This is a genomic window from Isoptericola variabilis (assembly GCF_050311655.1).
Classification (GTDB): domain Bacteria; phylum Actinomycetota; class Actinomycetes; order Actinomycetales; family Cellulomonadaceae; genus Isoptericola; species Isoptericola variabilis.
In genome coordinates this window covers 23,163-39,059 of sequence record NZ_JBNOZM010000003.1, presented here as the reverse complement: position 1 = coordinate 39,059, position 15,897 = coordinate 23,163, and the positions used below count along the sequence as shown (strand labels likewise).

10 protein-coding genes are annotated in these 15,897 nt (G+C 74.7%); 5 read left to right on the top strand and 5 right to left on the bottom strand.

What is annotated here, in order from left to right; genetic code table 11:
- The first annotated feature begins 44 nt into the window (after positions 1–44).
- Genes ACQP60_RS07405 through ACQP60_RS07395 form a run of 3 tightly spaced genes read left to right on the top strand, consistent with a single transcriptional unit; the run spans position 45 to position 3,393 of the window.
- A complete protein-coding gene (locus tag ACQP60_RS07405; protein ID WP_429730088.1) occupies positions 45–1,076 on the top strand; it encodes an ROK family protein in 1,032 nt (343 codons plus the stop codon).
- The gene (locus ACQP60_RS07400; protein ID WP_429730084.1) at positions 1,073–2,029 is read left to right on the top strand and encodes a ChbG/HpnK family deacetylase; all 957 of its coding nucleotides are present in this window, start codon (positions 1,073–1,075) and stop codon (positions 2,027–2,029) included. Before ACQP60_RS07405 ends, ACQP60_RS07400 begins: the two co-directional genes overlap by 4 nt.
- Positions 2,026–3,393, top strand: a complete 1,368-nt coding sequence (locus ACQP60_RS07395) for an MFS transporter (protein ID WP_429730081.1) — start codon at positions 2,026–2,028, stop codon at positions 3,391–3,393. Before ACQP60_RS07400 ends, ACQP60_RS07395 begins: the two co-directional genes overlap by 4 nt.
- Here the strand turns inward: ACQP60_RS07395 and ACQP60_RS07390 are convergent.
- From ACQP60_RS07390 to ACQP60_RS07370, 5 genes are all read right to left on the bottom strand, one after another.
- Entirely contained in the window at positions 3,345–4,592 is a 1,248-nt protein-coding gene (locus ACQP60_RS07390; protein WP_429730078.1) for an MFS transporter, read from the bottom strand. The two genes, ACQP60_RS07395 and ACQP60_RS07390, sit on opposite strands and share 49 nt — an antisense overlap.
- Before the next feature lie 125 nt (positions 4,593–4,717).
- The gene (locus tag ACQP60_RS07385; protein WP_429730075.1) at positions 4,718–6,397 is read right to left on the bottom strand and encodes a glycoside hydrolase family 13 protein; all 1,680 of its coding nucleotides are present in this window, start codon (positions 6,395–6,397) and stop codon (positions 4,718–4,720) included.
- 55 nt (positions 6,398–6,452) lie between these two features.
- Positions 6,453–7,340: a carbohydrate ABC transporter permease gene (locus ACQP60_RS07380; RefSeq protein ID WP_429730072.1), complete on the bottom strand. Its 888-nt coding sequence runs from the start codon at positions 7,338–7,340 to the stop codon at positions 6,453–6,455.
- Entirely contained in the window at positions 7,340–8,266 is a 927-nt protein-coding gene (locus tag ACQP60_RS07375; protein WP_429730069.1) for a carbohydrate ABC transporter permease, read from the bottom strand. Before ACQP60_RS07375 ends, ACQP60_RS07380 begins: the two co-directional genes overlap by 1 nt.
- Positions 8,267–8,311: 45 nt before the next feature.
- Positions 8,312–9,577 carry an ABC transporter substrate-binding protein gene (locus tag ACQP60_RS07370; protein ID WP_429730066.1) on the bottom strand — a complete coding sequence of 422 codons (1,266 nt, stop codon included), beginning with the start codon at positions 9,575–9,577 and terminating at the stop codon, positions 8,312–8,314.
- Positions 9,578–9,770: 193 nt separating this feature from the next.
- Between ACQP60_RS07370 and ACQP60_RS07365 the strand changes: the two genes are divergently transcribed.
- Positions 9,771–10,982 (top strand): ROK family protein, encoded by a 1,212-nt coding sequence (locus ACQP60_RS07365; RefSeq protein WP_429730063.1) that lies wholly within the window; start codon positions 9,771–9,773, stop codon positions 10,980–10,982.
- 58 nt (positions 10,983–11,040) lie between these two features.
- Positions 11,041–12,063, top strand: a complete 1,023-nt coding sequence (lgt, locus tag ACQP60_RS07360) for a prolipoprotein diacylglyceryl transferase (RefSeq protein ID WP_429730060.1) — start codon at positions 11,041–11,043, stop codon at positions 12,061–12,063.
- Positions 12,064–15,897 lie beyond the last annotated feature (3,834 nt).

Below are 15,897 nucleotides of genomic sequence, written 5' to 3'. Positions count from 1 at the left end.
AGCGCCGGGACGAACGCGTCCCGTCCCGCCCCGACGGAGGCCAGATGCCCACCACCCCTGACACCGGAACTCCAGGCCCGCTGCGCGGGTCCGACGTCCTGGAGGTGGACCCGGACTCCGCCTTCGGCCTGGGCGTCGACGTCGCCCGCGACCGGGTGCGCGTCGCCCTCGTCGACGCGTCCGGTGCCGTCCGGGCGCGCGCGGAGCGGCGCGACGTGCAGCGCACCCCGGTGGCGCGGGCGCGCGCTGCGGCGGTGCTCGCGAACTCCTGCCGGGAGGACGTCGAGGCGCGGCTCGAGCCGGGCCGCCGGGTCGACGTGCGCCTCGCGGTCGTGGCGTTCCCCGCCGTCGTGGGCGCCGACCGCACGACGGTGCTGCACGTGCCCGGCTACGAGAAGGGCGGCACGGCCCTGCACGACGCCCTGGTGGACGCCCTGGGCTGCCCCGTGACGCTGGACAACGACGTGAACCTGGCGGCCGTGGCGGAGCAGCACCGGGGCGCCGGGCGCGGGCGCTCGTCGTTCGTGACGGTCGCGTTCGGTGACGGCTTCGGCGCCGGGATCGTGCTCGACGGCCGGGTGCACCGCGGCGCCGCCGGCATCGCGGGCGAGGTGGCCTTCCTGCCGCAGCCGGGGCACGCGCTGGGGGAGCAGGTGCTCGGCGACGTCGCCATCGCGGCGCTCGCCAAGGACCACGACCTGCCGGAGGACGTCACCGTCCACGAGCTGATCGACCGGGCGGAGCAGGGCGACGGCGTCGCCGACGACGTCGTGGCGGAGCTGGCCCGCCGGGTCGCCGTCATCGTCGCGTCGCTCGCGATCGTGCTCGACCCGGAGGCGTTCGTCCTGGCCGACGAGGCGGCGCGTCCCCCGATCCACGAGCGGGTGGCCACCTACCTGCGCGACCGCATCGGCGTCCTGCCCGTGCGCGTCGAGGCGTCGCCGCTGGGCGCGGACGGCGTCGTGCTGGGCGCCGCGTGGGCGGCCGGCGAGGCGCTGCGCGCAGCAGCCCCCGACCGTGCGGCGGACGACACGGTGAAGGACGACGCGGCGGCCACCGACGGGGCGACGCGGTGACCGCGGCCGACGCACCGCCGTCCGACCTCACCGCACGCCTCGGCCTCGGCGCCGACGCCCGCGCGATCATCCTCAACGCGGACGACCTGGGCATGTGCCGTGCCGCCAACCGCGCGATCCTGCCGCTGCTCCGCGAGGGGTTCCTCGACTCGTCGACCGTGATGGTGCCGTGCCCGTGGGCGCCGGACGCCCTCGCGGCGGCCGCGGCGGACCCGGGGCTGGACGTCGGCGTGCACCTCGTCCTCACCAGCGAGTGGACCCGCTACCGGTGGCGCCCGCTCACGGGGACGGGCACGTCGCTGGTGGACGGCGCGGGCTACTTCCCGGGGGCGGTCGACGTCGTGGAGCGGCAGGCGCGCGACGAGGACGTCGCGGCGGAGCTCGCGGCGCAGCTCGACGCGGCGCTCGCGGCGGGCGTCGACGTCAGCCACCTCGACAACCACATGGGCTCGGTCTACGGGCTGGCGACCGGGCGGTCGTTCCTGCCGCAGGTGCTCGAGCTCGCGGCCGCGCGGGGCCTGCCGTTCCGGCTGCCGCGCTCGCTGGACGGGCTCGGGGCGATGGGCGCCGACCCCGACGCGCCGGGCTCGCAGGCGATCCTCGACGCCGCGACCGCCGCCGCCGACGCGGCGGGCGTCGTCATCCTCGACCGGTTGTGGACGCACCCGTTCGAGCTGGCGGGGGAGGGCACCCCCGACGCGGAGGGGTACGACGCGGTGAAGGCGGGCTTCCTCGACCTGCTGCGCGGCGTGCACCCGGGGGTCACGGAGATCTTCCTGCACCCGATGCTGCACGACGACGAGCTGCGCGACGCCGTCGACTACGCGGCGCCCAAGCGCGGCTACGAGGAGCGGCTGCTGCGCGACCCGGACGTGGCCGCGGTGATCGCGGACGAGGGCCTGGTCCGCGTGGGCTGGCGCGACCTGCGCGCGGTGCAGCGGGGCGAGCGGTGAGCGACACGCAGGCGCGGGCGGGCGCGCTCGCGCGGCTGCGCGACCGGCGCCTCGAGGGCGCTCCGACGCGGGCGCAGTCCGTGGCGTACGGGGCGTCGGCGTTCCCGGCGAACCTCATGCTGCAGACGTTCTCCGCGTTCGTCGTCTTCTTCTACGTGGACCACCTGGGCGTGCCCGCCGGCTGGGTCGCGGGCGCGATGGTGGTGCACGGCGTCCTCAACGCCGTCCTCAACCCGGTGGTGGGCGCGGCGTCCGACCGGCGCCGCACGCGCTGGGGCCGGCGGGTGCCGTGGATCGTGCTGGGGATCGTGCCGCTCGTCGTGTCGTTCGCGCTGGTGTGGGCCCCGCCGCCCCTGCCGCCGGCGGGGCTCGTGGTGTGGTTCCTGCTGGTCGTCGCGGTGTTCGACGTCGCGTACGTCGCGGTGGTGCTCAACGTGTCCGCGCTGTTCCCGGAGATCTTCCGCACGACGGCGGAGCGGGCGCGCGGGAACAGCCCGCGGCAGCTCTTCGCGCTGGTCGGGATGATCCTCGGCACCGCGGGCGCGCCCCTGCTGTACGACGCGATCGGCTGGGCCGGGATGGGCGTGGCGCTCGCCGCGGTGTGCGCCGCGTTCTTCGCCTGGTCGTTGCTGGGGATGGTGGAGCGCGACGCCGACGAGGCTGTGCGGGCCCGCGAGTCCGCCGTCGGGCTGCGCGACCAGCTGCGGTACACGTTCGCCAACCGCGCGTTCGTCACGTACGTGCTGGGGTCGCTGCTGCTGCAGAGCACCACGGCGGTGCTGCTGGCGGGCGTCCCGTTCTACGTGAAGTACACCGTGGGCGGCACGGACGCCGACGCGACACTGCTGCTCGCGCCGATCTTCGTGGCCGCCATCCCCGCGATCTTCGGCTGGTCGTGGGTGGTGCGGCGGCTCGGGCCGCGCACCACGATGCTCGCCGTCGTCGCCGTGTACGGCCTCGCGACCTGCCTGTACCTGCTGCCCACGACCGTGCTCGGCGCCGCGGCGGCCGGGCTCGCCGTCGGGCTCGGCGTGGCCGGGCTCATGCAGGTGCTGGAGGTGGCCCTCGGCCAGGTGATCGACGACGACGAGCGCCGCACCGGCCTGCGCCGCGAGGGCATGTACTTCGGCGCGAACGGCTTCGTGGTGCGCGGGTCCGTGGTGGTGCAGGCGGTGGTCGTGGCGGGCGTGCTGGCCGCGAGCGGGTACGTCGAGGGCGCGGCGACGCAGGTGCCGCAGGTGGCCACCGGCATCCGGCTGCTCCTCGGCGGGGTGCCGGTGGCCCTCGCGGCCCTGGCGTTCGTCTGCTTCTGGCTCTACCCCCTGCGTTCCGCCGCGCCGACCGCCCCCGCCGTCGCACCCTGATCCGGCCCGGCGCCCCGCCGGGCGACGAGCCGGTTGAGCCGCTCGGACATGAGCAGGCCGAGAGCCACGAGCACGGCGAGGAACAGCGGGAACACCCCGGCGCCCACCCAGGCGGACAGCACGCCGAAGGCGGGCGGCGCGAGCGTCGAGCCGGTGTAGGCCGCGGCCATCTGGATCCCGATGACAGCCTGCGAGCTGCGGGCGCCGAAGTTGGCCGGGGTGGAGTGGATGATCGCGGGGTAGATCGGCGCGCACCCCAGGCCCGCCACCACGAGCCCGACCAGGGCGGGCACCGGGGTGCCCACCGGGAGGGCGATGAGCACGACGGCGAGGCCCACCACCGCGAAGCCGCCCCGGATCAGCCGCTTGTCGCCGACGCGGTCGGCGAAGAAGCCGGCGAGGAAGCGCCCGGCGGTGATGCCGAGCAGGAACAGGGAGGCGAACGCGGCCGCGGTGGCCGAGTCGACGCCGCGGTCCGTGACCAGGTATGTCGAGGCCCACAGGATCGCGGTGCTCTCGAGCGCGCAGTAGGCGAAGAAGGCGGCCAGGATCAGCAGGACGCCGGGGATCCGCAGCGCCGTCGCGAGCGGGACGTGGGAACGGCCACCCGAGGGTTCGGCGTCGTCGGGGTGCTCGGCCTCGGGGGCCGGCTTGACCTTCCCCCAGAGCGGGATGCTGGCGATCAGCACGACCGTGAGCACGGCCTGCGCGACGCCGACGATGCGGTACGCGCTCGACCAGCCGAGCCCCGACGTGAGGGCGTAGCTCATGATGAACGGGCTGATGGAGGCGCCGAGCCCCCAGAAGCTGTGCAGCCAGTTCATGTGCCGCGCCGCGAAGTGCAGGGCCACGTAGTTGTTGAGCGCCGCGTCGACCGCGCCGGCGCCCAGGCCGTAGGGGAGCGCCCACAGGCAGAGCAGCCAGAACGAGCCCGAGACGGAGAAGCCCACGAGGGCGGCGGCCGTCAGCCCGACGCTGACGGCGGTGACGACCCCGGCGCCGAACCGCTTCGTCACCCGCTCGGACGCCAGGCTGGAGAGGATCGTGCCGCCGGCGATGATCATGGTGATGATGCCGGCGAAGGAGACGGGGACGCCGAGGTCGGTGTGCATGACCGGCCAGCCGGCCCCGACGAGGGAGTCCGGGAGCCCGAGGCTGACGAAGGCGACGTAGATGATCGCCAGGAGGAGCGAGTACACGGCGGGGTGGTGGGCCTTTCAGGTGCTTGCGGGAGTCACGGCCGGGTCCATCCTCGCAGCCGTCGCCCTCGGGTCGAGCCTGCCGCACTCCGGGCAGGGGTGCGGCAGGCGGGACGCGACAGGTGTCAGGACCGGAGCCAGACGGTCGTGCCGCCGGGCAGCGCGCCGTCGGCGAGCGGCGCGCTGCTCAGCAGCACCTCGCCGTCGGGCAGCGGCACGGCGGTCGCGCCGAAGTTGGTGACGCTGGTCCACCCGTTCGGCCGGCGGAACCCGAGGACGTCCGGCGAGCCCGTCTCCAGCCACTCGAGCTCCTCGGCGGTCTGCAGCCGGCGGCGAAGGGCCAGCGCGGCGCGGTAGAGCTCCAGCGTCGAGCCCTCGACGCCGTCCTGGGCGTCGGCGGCGTGCTCGGCGAACCACGCCGGTTGCGGCAGGTGCGCGGGCCCGTCGCCGAAGCCGAGCGACGGCCCGTCCGCGGTCCACGGCAGCGGTACGCGGCAGCCGTCACGGCCGACCTCCACGCCCCGGTTGCGGAAGAACGTCGGGTCCTGGCGCTCGCCCTCGGGGATGTCCGCGACCTCGTGCAGGCCGAGCTCCTCGCCCTGGTAGAGGTACGACGAGCCGGGCAGGGCCAGCTCGAGCAGCGTCGCGGCGCGCGCCCTGGCCACCCCGGCCTCGCGATCGAGCTGGTCCTCCGGGCCGCCCGCGAGCAGCCAGTCCGTGCCGCCCTTGCGCGGGTCGTCCCCACGGGGGGCGAGGCCGTAGCGGGTGGCGTGCCGCACCACGTCGTGGTTGGAGAAGACCCAGGTGGTCGACGACCCGGACGCCGCGGCCAGCTCCAGGTTGGCCGTGATGATGCGGCGGAACTGCGCGGCGTCGAAGTCGGCCTCGAGCAGGTCGAAGTTGAACGCCTGTCCCAGCCCGTCCTGGCTGGCGTACCGCGCGCGGCGTTCGGCGGAGCCCACCCACGCCTCCGCGACGGCGGTGCGGGGCGGGTCGTAGGAGTCGAAGACCTCGCGCCACCCGGCGTACACGTCGTGCACGTCGTCGCGGTCGAACAGGGGATGCTGGCCGTCGCGCGGCAGCGCCTCGAGCTCGTCCTGGGAGGGGAGCGGCTCGCCCTCGGGCGGCAGGTCCTTGGTGAGCATGTGCGCCACGTCGATGCGGAAGCCGTCGACCCCGCGGTCGGACCAGAACCGCAGCGTGCGCAGGAAGTCCTCGCGCACCTCGGGGTTGTCCCAGTTGAGGTCCGGCTGCTCGACGGCGAAGTGGTGGAAGTACCACTGCCCGTCGCCCACCGGCTCCCAGGCCGGGCCGCCGAACGTGGAGGTCCAGTCGGCGGGCGGCAGCTCGCCGTGCTCGCCGAGGCCGTCGCGGAAGAGGTAACGGTCGCGGGCGGCCGAGCCCTTCGGGGAGGCGAGCGCCTCGGCGAACCACGGGTGCAGGTTCGAGGTGTGGTTGGGCACGATGTCGACGACCACGCGGATCCCCGCGCCGTGCAGGGCCGCGACCATCTCGTCGAAGTCGGCGAGCGTGCCGAGCCTCGGGTCGACGTCCCGGTAGTCCGCGACGTCGTACCCGCCGTCGGCCAGCGCGGACGGGTAGAACGGGCTGAGCCACACGGCGTCGATCCCGAGCGCGGACAGGTAGTCCACCCGAGAGGTGATGCCGCGCAGGTTGCCGATCCCGTCGCCGTCGGAGTCCGCGAAGCTGCGGGGGTAGATCTGGTAGACGGCGGCCTGGCGCCACCAGGTGGCGTCGGCGGCGTCGAGCCCGCGGGTCGTGGGGAGGTCGAGCAGGTCGCTCATGGGTGCAGTGCCCTTCGTCGGTGGTGCGGTCTTCGGTGGTGCGCTCCGGCGCCGGTCAGCCCTTCACCGCGCCCTGGGTGACGCCTTCCATCACCCAGCGCTGCGTGAACAGGTACGCGACGATCGCCGGCGCCATCGCCATGAGGTACGAGGCGAACGAGACGTTGTAGTTGTTGCTGAACTGGGTCTGGAACAGCTGCTGGCGCACCGGCAGGGTCTGCAGACCGGGGTCGGAGATGATGAGGGACGGCATCATGAAGTCGTTCCAGGCGTAGAGGAACGCGAAGATGCCGACCGTGGCGCTCATGGGGGCCAGCAGCGGGAAGATCAGCCGCCAGAACGTCTGCCACGTGGTCGCGCCGTCGATCCGTGCGCTCTCCTCGAGCTCCAGGGGGATCGAGCGCAGGAACGCCGTGAACAGCAGCACGCTGAAGCTCAGCTGGAACATCGTGGCGAGCAGGATCACGCCGGCCGGGTTGTCGAGGCCGAGCCGCCCGGTGAGCTGGATCTGCGGCAGCGCGACGACCGGGAACGGGATGAACATCGCGCCGAGCAGGTAGAAGAACGACCAGCGGAAGAGGCGGCGCTCCCAGTTGCGCATGATGGCGAACGACGCGACCGCTGCCAGCAGGATCGTGGCGGCGACGGTGCCCGCCGTCACGAGCAACGACACCGCCAGCCCGACGGGGAACTCGGTGAGCTGCCAGGCCTGGACGAAGCCCTGCACGTCGAACGGCGCCGGCAGCGAGAACGCGTTGCCGTCCACGGCCTGGCCGGTCGTCTTGAACGCCATCGCGACGGTGACGTACAGGGGGAGCAGCACGGTCACCGAGCACAGCAGGAGGAGCAGGGTGCCAGACCTGTTCCGGCGCTCGCGCGTCGGGCGCAGGGGGCGGACGGCGGTGCGTGAGGCCCGCGAGGTCGGTGCGGTGAGCGTGGCCATCAGAGGGAGTTCCTTCCGCGGGTGACCGAGAGCTGGAGGAAGGCGATCAGCACCGTGACGACGAAGAAGATCGTCGCGTTGGCCATCTGGTACGCGTAGTCGCCGCCGTTGAAGCCGGTGATGATCGTCATCGCGATGCTCCGGGTGGCCGTGCCGGGCCCGCCGTTCGTCAGGCCGACGATGATGTCGTAGGCGTTGAGGAAGTTCTTGAAGCCGAGGATCACGTTGATGACGACGTACCCCGCCATGAGCGGCAGCGTGATCCGGGCGAGCCGCTGCGCCCTGGTCGCGCCGTCGATCTCGGCAGCCTCGTACACGTCGCCGGGGATGGCGAGCAGGCCGGCGATGTAGATGAGCAGGGTGCCGGGGACGGCCTGCCAGGCCGTCACGACGACGATCGCGAGCCAGGCCAGGTCGGGGTTGGCCAGGAGGCTCGTCTCGAGGAACGGGATCCCGACGGCCTGCCCGGCGGCGGGCAGGGAGTTCGAGAACAGGAAGTTGAAGACGTAGGCGATGATGATGCCGGAGACGACCATCGGGATCACGAAGACCGCGCGCAGGCCCACCTTCAGCCGGATGCGGGAGGTCAGCCCGACCGCCAGGAGGAACGCGACGACGTTCACCAGCACCACGGTCACGAGCGAGAAACCGAAGGTGAACAGGTAGCTGCGCAGGATGGCGGGGTCGGTGAACGCCACGGCGTAGTTCGTGAGGCCGACGAAGTCCCAGTCGCCGATGCCGACCGAGTTCGTGAAGCTGAAGAAGATGCCGATGATCGCGGGGACCGGGATCGCCAGGGTGAACAGCACGAGGCTCGGCAGCAGGAAGAGGTAGTAGATCGGTTCGGTCCGCCGGGCGCCCCGCGGGCGGTGCCGCGCGGCGTCCGGGGCGGGCACGGCTGCCGCGGTCGTGGTGAGGGTGGACATGAGCAAGGACTCCTTCGTTCCGCTCGGGCTGCTGGCGGCGGGGCTCTACTGACGCCGGGCCAGGCGGGCCCAGTCCGTGTCGAGGGTGCGCATCGTGGCGCCGACGTCGGCGCCGAACGCGATCCCCTGGGTGTAGGCCATGACCGGGATCGTCTTGGGCACGAGCACCGAGGCGCCCTGGTAGACCCGACCGTCGTCGTAGTACTCCGTCATCCCCGCCAGGCGCGGGTCGGAGGGAGGCGGCGCGTCGGTCGTCGGGGTGTAGCCGAGCTGCGACTCGTTGTAGGCCTCGATGATCTCGGGCCGGTACAGGTACTCGAGGAAGTCGCGCGCGGCGTCCTGGTGGTGCGATCCCTCGGGGACGATCGCCGCGAGGTCGACGTTGACGCGCACCTTGAGGTCGGCAGGGTCCTCGGTCATGGGCAGGGGGAAGGTGCCGAGGTCGAGGTCGGGCGCGGTCTTCGCGATCTCGCTGAACGCCCACGGGCCCTGGAGGTACATCGCCGCCTCGCCCTGGGCGAAGGCGAGGTTCCCGTCGCCGTAGCCGCGGCTCGCGGCGTCGTCGTTGGTGAAGTCCGCGAGCTGTGTCATCTGCTCGAGCGGGCGGCTGAAGTCCTTCTCGAAGGACACGGTCGAGCGCGGACCGACGTCGGCGCCCTCGGCGGTCAGGCGGTCGAAGAAGTCGAGGGTGTCGACCTGGCCGCCCACGGCGTAGTCGAACCACCCCTGCGCGACGGTCCAGTCGTCCTTGAACGTGCCGTAGAACGGCGTGACGCCCTCGTCCTGGAGCGTCTCGGCGACGTCGAGGAGCGCGCTCCAGGTCCGCGGCACCTCGAGGTCGTGCTCCGCGAAGATCTGCTTGTTGTAGATGACCGAGGCGGCCATCACCGAGTAGGGCAGGGCGCTCGTGCGGCCGTCGCAGCGGCCGTACTGGTCCATGAGGGGCTGCAGGTCCGGCCGGATCCGGGCCGCGGCCGCCGTGTCGCCCAGGTCGCTCAGCGTGCAGCGGTCCACGAACCGCGCGACCTCCATGTTGTAGTTCGCGAGCATGAGGTCGGGCGGGTTGCCGCGCACGAAGCTCGCGGACACGACGTCGACGCCCGAGGTGTCGAGCTCCACGCGCACGTCGTCCTGCGACGCGTTGTAGTCGGCCACGACCTGGGTCATGTACGGGATGGCCTCGCGCTTGCTGAACGTGAAGCGGACCGTCTCGGCTCCGCCGTCGCCGCACCCCGCGAGGAGGCTGCCGACCAGGGCCAGCCCCAGCGCCCCGGCGATCCCGCGCGCCGCACGTCTCGGTTCCTCAGACACCGTCGTCCTTCCGTCGAGAAGCTCGGAGCGGATAGATTTCCGCACTAAATGTTGTGCCGAAATTAACTCCGTGGAAGCACCCTCTCACCGGCGTGCGCGCAGGGTCAACCCCTCCGGGCGAGAAAATCTCGGCCTAGAATCAACCCGCCCGGCGGTGGGAGGCCGGGACCGGACCACGACGCGAGGCGGAACGATGACGAACGGCCCGGAGGCGGCTACGACGCCCTCGTCGCACCTGGTGCGACGGCTCAACGCCGACCGCGTGCTCCAGGAGGTGTGGGACGGCGAGCCGGTGACGGCCAGCGACCTCATGGCCGCCACCGGCCTGGCGCGCTCCACCGTCCTGGCGCTGTGCCGGGAGCTCATGGACCGGGGCTGGCTCGTCGCCCTCGACGACGCCCGTGCCGCCGGTGCCTACACCAAGGGGCGCCCCGCGCTGCGTTACGCCTTCCGGCCCGACGCCGCGCTCGTCGTCGGCGTGGACGCGGGGCAGCACCGCGTCTCGGCGGCGGTGGCGGACCTGCACGGCCGGGTGCTCGCCGAGGAGGCCGTGCGGGTGGACCCCGCGAGCGACGCGGACGCGCGCCGGGCGACGGTCCGCGACGCTGTGGACGCCGCCGTGGCGAGGTCCGGCCGCGACGGTCGGGCCGTCGCCGCCGCGGTATTGGGCGTCCCCGCGCCCGTGGGGACGGGGAGCGAGCCGGCGGGCGCGCGGAACCCGTTCTGGGCGCTGATGAACCCGGGCCTGGGCGACCTGTTCACGGCCCGCGGCTGGGACGTCGTCGTCGAGAACGACGCGAACCTCGCCGCCGTCGCGGAGACCGAGCACGGCGACGGCGCCGCGGCCTACGCAGCGCTCCTCGTGGGGGAGCGGATCGGCGCCGGGATCGTGCTGGACGGCGCCCTGCGGCGGGGGCCGCGCGGGGCGATCGGCGAGATGCGGATCCTCGACCTGGTCGAGGGGGTGGGAACCAGCGACGGACTGGGCGCCCTGGCCCGGGACGAGGCGGGCCGCCTGCTCGACGCCGGACGGGCCGGGAGCGTGCTCGCGGACGTCCCGCGCGACCGCCTCGACGCCGAGCACGTCCTGGCGGCGGCGGACGCCGGCGACGCCGTGGCCCGGGAGGTCGTCGACGGGCTCGCCGACCGGCTCGCCCGGGTGTGCGCCGTCCTGTCCGGTCTCCTCGACCTCGACCGGGTGATCGTCACGGGGGCGATGGCGCCCGCGCTGGGGCCCGTCGTCGAGCGTGCCCGCGCGCTGCTCCCGGATCACCTGCACGACCCGGCGGTCGAGGTGGTGCTGTCCGACCTCGGCCCGGACGTCGTGCGGACGGGGGCGGTGCGCCTCGCGGTCGAACGCGTCCGGGCCCACGCCCTCGACCGTGACGTGCACGTCGGCGCCTGACCTGCCGCGCGCGCTCGTCCCGGTCCGGCGGCCCGGGCGCGCGCGGTAGGTTCGGGACATGCTCGCCGCCGGAGGACTCTCCACCTCGATCCCCAGCCCCGACCCCGCCTGGGCGGTGCTCGAGCTGGGGCCGCTCTCGGTCCACGTCTACGCGCTGTGCCTGCTGGCCGGGATCGTACTGGCCACGTGGATCACCCACCGCCGCCTCGTCGCGCGCGGCGCGGACGCGGAGGCGACCCTCGACATCGTGATGTGGGCGGTGCCGCTGGGCATCGTCGTCGCGCGGATCTACCACGTGCTCACCCACCTGGGCGACTACTCGGACGGCACCGGCCCGTGGGGCTACTGGGAGTGGGTGCGGATCTGGGACGGCGGCATCGCCATCTACGGTGCGCTCATCGGCGGCGCGCTGGGCGTGTGGATCGGCTGCCGGCGCGCGGGGCTGCGGTTCTGGTCGTTCGCGGACGCGCTCGCGCCCGGCATGCTCGCGGCCCAGGCGGTGGGCCGGCTCGGCAACTACATGAACCAGGAGCTGTTCGGGGCGCCGACCACCCTGCCGTGGGGGCTCGAGATCGACCACCCCGTGGCGGGCTTCCCGGACGACACCCTGTTCCACCCGCTGTTCCTGTACGAGATGCTCTGGAACCTGCTGGGCGTCGCCGTCCTGCTGCTCGTCGAGCGCGCGGTGCGGCGGCGGGCCGAGGTCCGCGCGGACGCCGTCGGCGAGCCCGGCTATGGGCTGCGCTGGGGCCGCCTGTTCGCCCTGTACCTGATCTGGTACGGGCTGGGCCGCAGCTGGCTCGAGGCGCTCCGCATCGACCCGACGAGCAACGCCTGGCTCGGCATCCCGGCGAACATCTGGACGTCGTTCGTCGCCGTCGCGCTGGGGGTCGCGCTGTTCGTCGTCCGCGGGCGGCAGCACCCGGAGCCCGAGACCTCCGTCTACGTGCCGGGGCGGTCCGCGCGGTCCGCCGACGACGCGCCGTCGTCCACCGACGACGCGCCGTCGTCCACCGACGACGCGGCCGACGGCGCCGCGACCTCCGACGACGCGGGCAGCCGCTCCGCCGACGCGGGCTGACCCGGCTCGTCGGGCGCGGCCATCCACGACCGCACGACGATGATCCCGACGAGCGGCACGGCGGCCATGAGCATGATCGACACCATGCGGATGCCGTAGTCGTTGACGACGGCGCCGCCGACGCCGGCGAGGAGCAGGCTGACCAGCACGGGGCGCAGCAGCGGCCAGTCGTCCTCGGTGCGCTGCAGCCACCGGGCCCGCAGGCGCGGCCCGCCCCACAGCACGGCGACGAGGCCGACGAGGACGGCGAGCGCGAGCCACGCGGGCACGCCGCCGCCGAGCGACCGCAGCGCGTAGCCGGCCTTGCGCGCGATGGTCTCGAGGGCGGTGCCGTCGACGACGGACTGCACGAACGCGCCGAGGTGCGTGCGCTGCGCGGGCGGGCGCAGCCAGTCGACGACGCCGATCGCGGCGACGAGCGCCACGCCCGCGAGGCCCGCGAGGAGCAGCCGCTTCCAGGTGACGCGGGCCTCCAGCACGCCGAGCACGAGGACGACGAACACGGGCAGCAGCACGAGCCCGCCGCCGACGTCGGCGCCGAGGGTGGGCCACACGCTCACGACCAGCGTGACGAGGCCGACGGCGGAGGCGACCACCGCCGCGGGGAGCTTCCCCCAGCGGCGCCGGACGGCCGTGGCGAGCCCCGCCGCGGCGATCACCGCGGCCGTCGCGTAGATCGAGTAGGTCGGGTTGCCGAAGCCGTAGTAGCGGCCGCCCAGGGTCGGGGCCGAGCCCAGCGGGCTGCCGCGGTGCAGGGGCGTGCCGAGCATCGCGTCGACGGTGAGGAGCAGGAAGGTGAGCGTCGCGATCACGGTCGCCCCGGCCCACGCGGGGCGGCGGGGCGCGAGCGCACCGACGAGCGCGACCACGACGGTGCTCAGGCCGAGCGTCACCCACAGGGAGGTGGCGGGCTCGGCGAGGCGCCACCAGCCCCACGCCGTCATGAGGAACGCGGCGGCGGGCACCGCGGCGCACGCCAGCAGGACGACGTCGAGCACGCGCGCCCACGCCCCCGCGGCCCGCGGCGACCTGCGGCGCAGGCGCGGCAGCAGCAGGACGACGAGGGCGAACGCCGCGAGCCCTACGTACGCGGGGGCGGTGGTCACCGTGCCGGTCGTGACGCGGAGCATGTGGTCGCGCTCGGTGAGGCCGGCGAGCTCGCGCACGGTGGCCCCGGTGCCGCCGGGGCGCTCGGCCGCGAGCTCGATGGGCGAGCCGCTGAGGTCAGCGGGCACGGGCAGCCCGAACGCGGTGACGAGCGTGGTCGGCACGTCGAGCAGCCGTACGACGCCGAGCCAGTGCGTGGCGCCGGACGTGAGGTAGGCGGGCGCGTCGTCCGCGTCCGCGTCGGCCACGCCGACGCCGAGGGCGGGGCGGCCGGGCGCGGGGTTGCCGACGTCCATGACGAGCACGGTGGCGTCGGCGGGCACGGCCGCGAGCACCCGTCCGACGGTCGCGTCGACGGCGCGCAGGGCGGCGTCGCGCTCCGGGCCGTCGGCGGTCGCGTCGTCGGACAGGGGCACCAGCCCGGTGTAGCCCTCCGGGTCCGGGTGGTACGGGGCGCTGCCGGCGTCGACCAGGGTGACGGGGCAGGAGAAGGTGTCGGCCGGGTCGGCGAGCGCCGTCTCGAGGTCGCGGTAGCGCGGCACGGTGCCGTCGCGGCCGGCGAGGGCGAGGGCGGCGCCGGGCGCGACGGCGGTGGTGCACACGCCGCCGTCGGCGAGCGCGTCGCCGAGCACGCCGAGCGTCGGGCGGAACTCGGACGACGACTGCAGCGCGGCGAGGTCGTCCCAGCCCGCGACGGTCGCGGAGCCGTCGTCGCCCGTGCCACCGGACGCGCCGTCCGGGGTGACCTCCCACGGCGCGCACGACCAGGCGCCGTCCGCGGCCTGGCCGGTCACGGGGCTGCGCCCGGAGGACAGGCCGAGCCACCCGGCGGCGGGGCAGGTGGCCGAGGCGCCACCGACGGCGGGCGTGACGCCGGCGCCGCTGGCGCCGTCGCGCAGCACGTTCCACAGGGTGGGCGTGGCGGACGGGCTGACGTCCTCCCAGCGCACGCCCTGCGTCCCGACGACGACCACGGGGTGCGCGTCGTCGACCACGGGCGCGCCGGCGCTGGAGACGTCGCCGGCGCGCGCGGACGTCGGGCCGGGCAGCGCCGTCGTACCGACGAGCAGCGCCACGAGCAGCCCCGCCGACGCGCCGACCAGCACGGCCGGCACGCGGGTGAGCACCGGCCCGGCGGCGCGTGCGGCGTCGCCCCGGACGGGCGCGTCGGCGGCGTCGGCAGCGTCGGCATGGGCGAGCCGACCGGCGAGCAGCACGGGCAGCGCGAGGGCGAGCACGATCACGGCCACCGCGACGCCGGAGTCGTTGAGCAGGGTGCCGACGCCGGCCGTCACGACGAGCGCGACGACGAGCCGCCACAGCACCGGGTCCTGCCGGTAGGCGCGGTCGAGGCCGTCCAGGCGCGCGCGCCCCGGGGCGAGCACGGCCCACGCGGCGCCGACGCACACGAGCAGGGCGGCGGCCCCGGCGGGGTTGGCGACCGTCGCCCACGCACCGGCGGCCTTGCCCGCCACGACCCCGAGAGCCTTGCCCTCGACGACGGACTCGACGAAGCCGCCGAGGTGGCTGCCCGGGCCGGGCAGCAGCCAGTCCACGACGGACACGACGGCGACGACGAGCACCGTCCCGGCGGCCACGAGCAGCACGCGCCGCCAGGTGATCCGCACCCCGGCGACGCCGAGCGCCAGCACCGCGAAGCCCGGGACGAGCGCGAGGATGCCGCCGAAGTCCGCGCCGAACGGCGGGAGCCCGTCGACCAGCACGGTCACCAGGCCCACCGCGGCCACCGTCCACCCGGCCCGCGCGGGGCTGCCGCCGCGGGCGCGCACGGCCGCCGCGAGCCCGGCGGCGAGGACCAGGCCCACCACCGCGTAGACCGCGAAGACGGTGTTGGAGAAGCCGTAGAACCGCGCGCCGAGGGAGGGCGCCGGGCCCAGCAGCGAGCCCTGCTGCAGGGTCGTGCCGGTGAGCCCGTCCACGGTGACGACCAGCCAGGTCACGCCCGCGAGGCTCGTCGCCAGGCGCCACGGCGACCGCGGCAGCAGCAGGCGGGCGAACCACGCGACCAGCGCGGCGACCAGGGCCGCGACGGTGAGCGACAGCACCAGCGTCGTGACCGGCGACGGCGCCGCCCACCAGCGCGACAGGGTCGCCAGCGACGCCGCGACGGGCAGGCTCGACGCGACCACGAGGACGGCGAGGCCCACGCGGCGGGCGGCACGGGTCACGGGGGAGGCGGGGGCGGACGTCGACCCGCGGCGGCGGGCCAGCAGCAGCGCGCCCACGACGACGACGTCGGCCAGGCCGACGAGCCCCAGCACCAGCGGGGACAGGCGCGGCACGGTGTCCGTGAGCACGCTGAGGTACTGCCGGTTCTCCACCGTGCGGGACACGGAGATGCGGCGGTCGTCCCCGCGCTCCAGCGGGGAGCCGGTGAACGGGGTGAGCGCCTCGGTGAGCGTGTCGTCGGAGTCGTCCGCCTCGTCGGCGTCGTCCGCCGTGCCCGTGGGAGTCTCGGTGTCGGTGCCGGCCTCCTCCTCGGGCGCGGTCCCGGACAGGGCGCCCCCGGTGAGCGTGTCGGCGAGGGTCGCGGACAGGTCGGCCAGCACCACCACGCCGGCCCACCGCGACGACGTCGAGCTGAGCCACGTGGCGCTGCCGCCGGGCGACGTCCAGTCGACGACGACCTGGAGGTCGGACGGCCCGAGCGGCGTGTCGGAGATCCCCGCGACGACGAGCCGCCCGCCCGCGGGCAGCAGGTCCGCG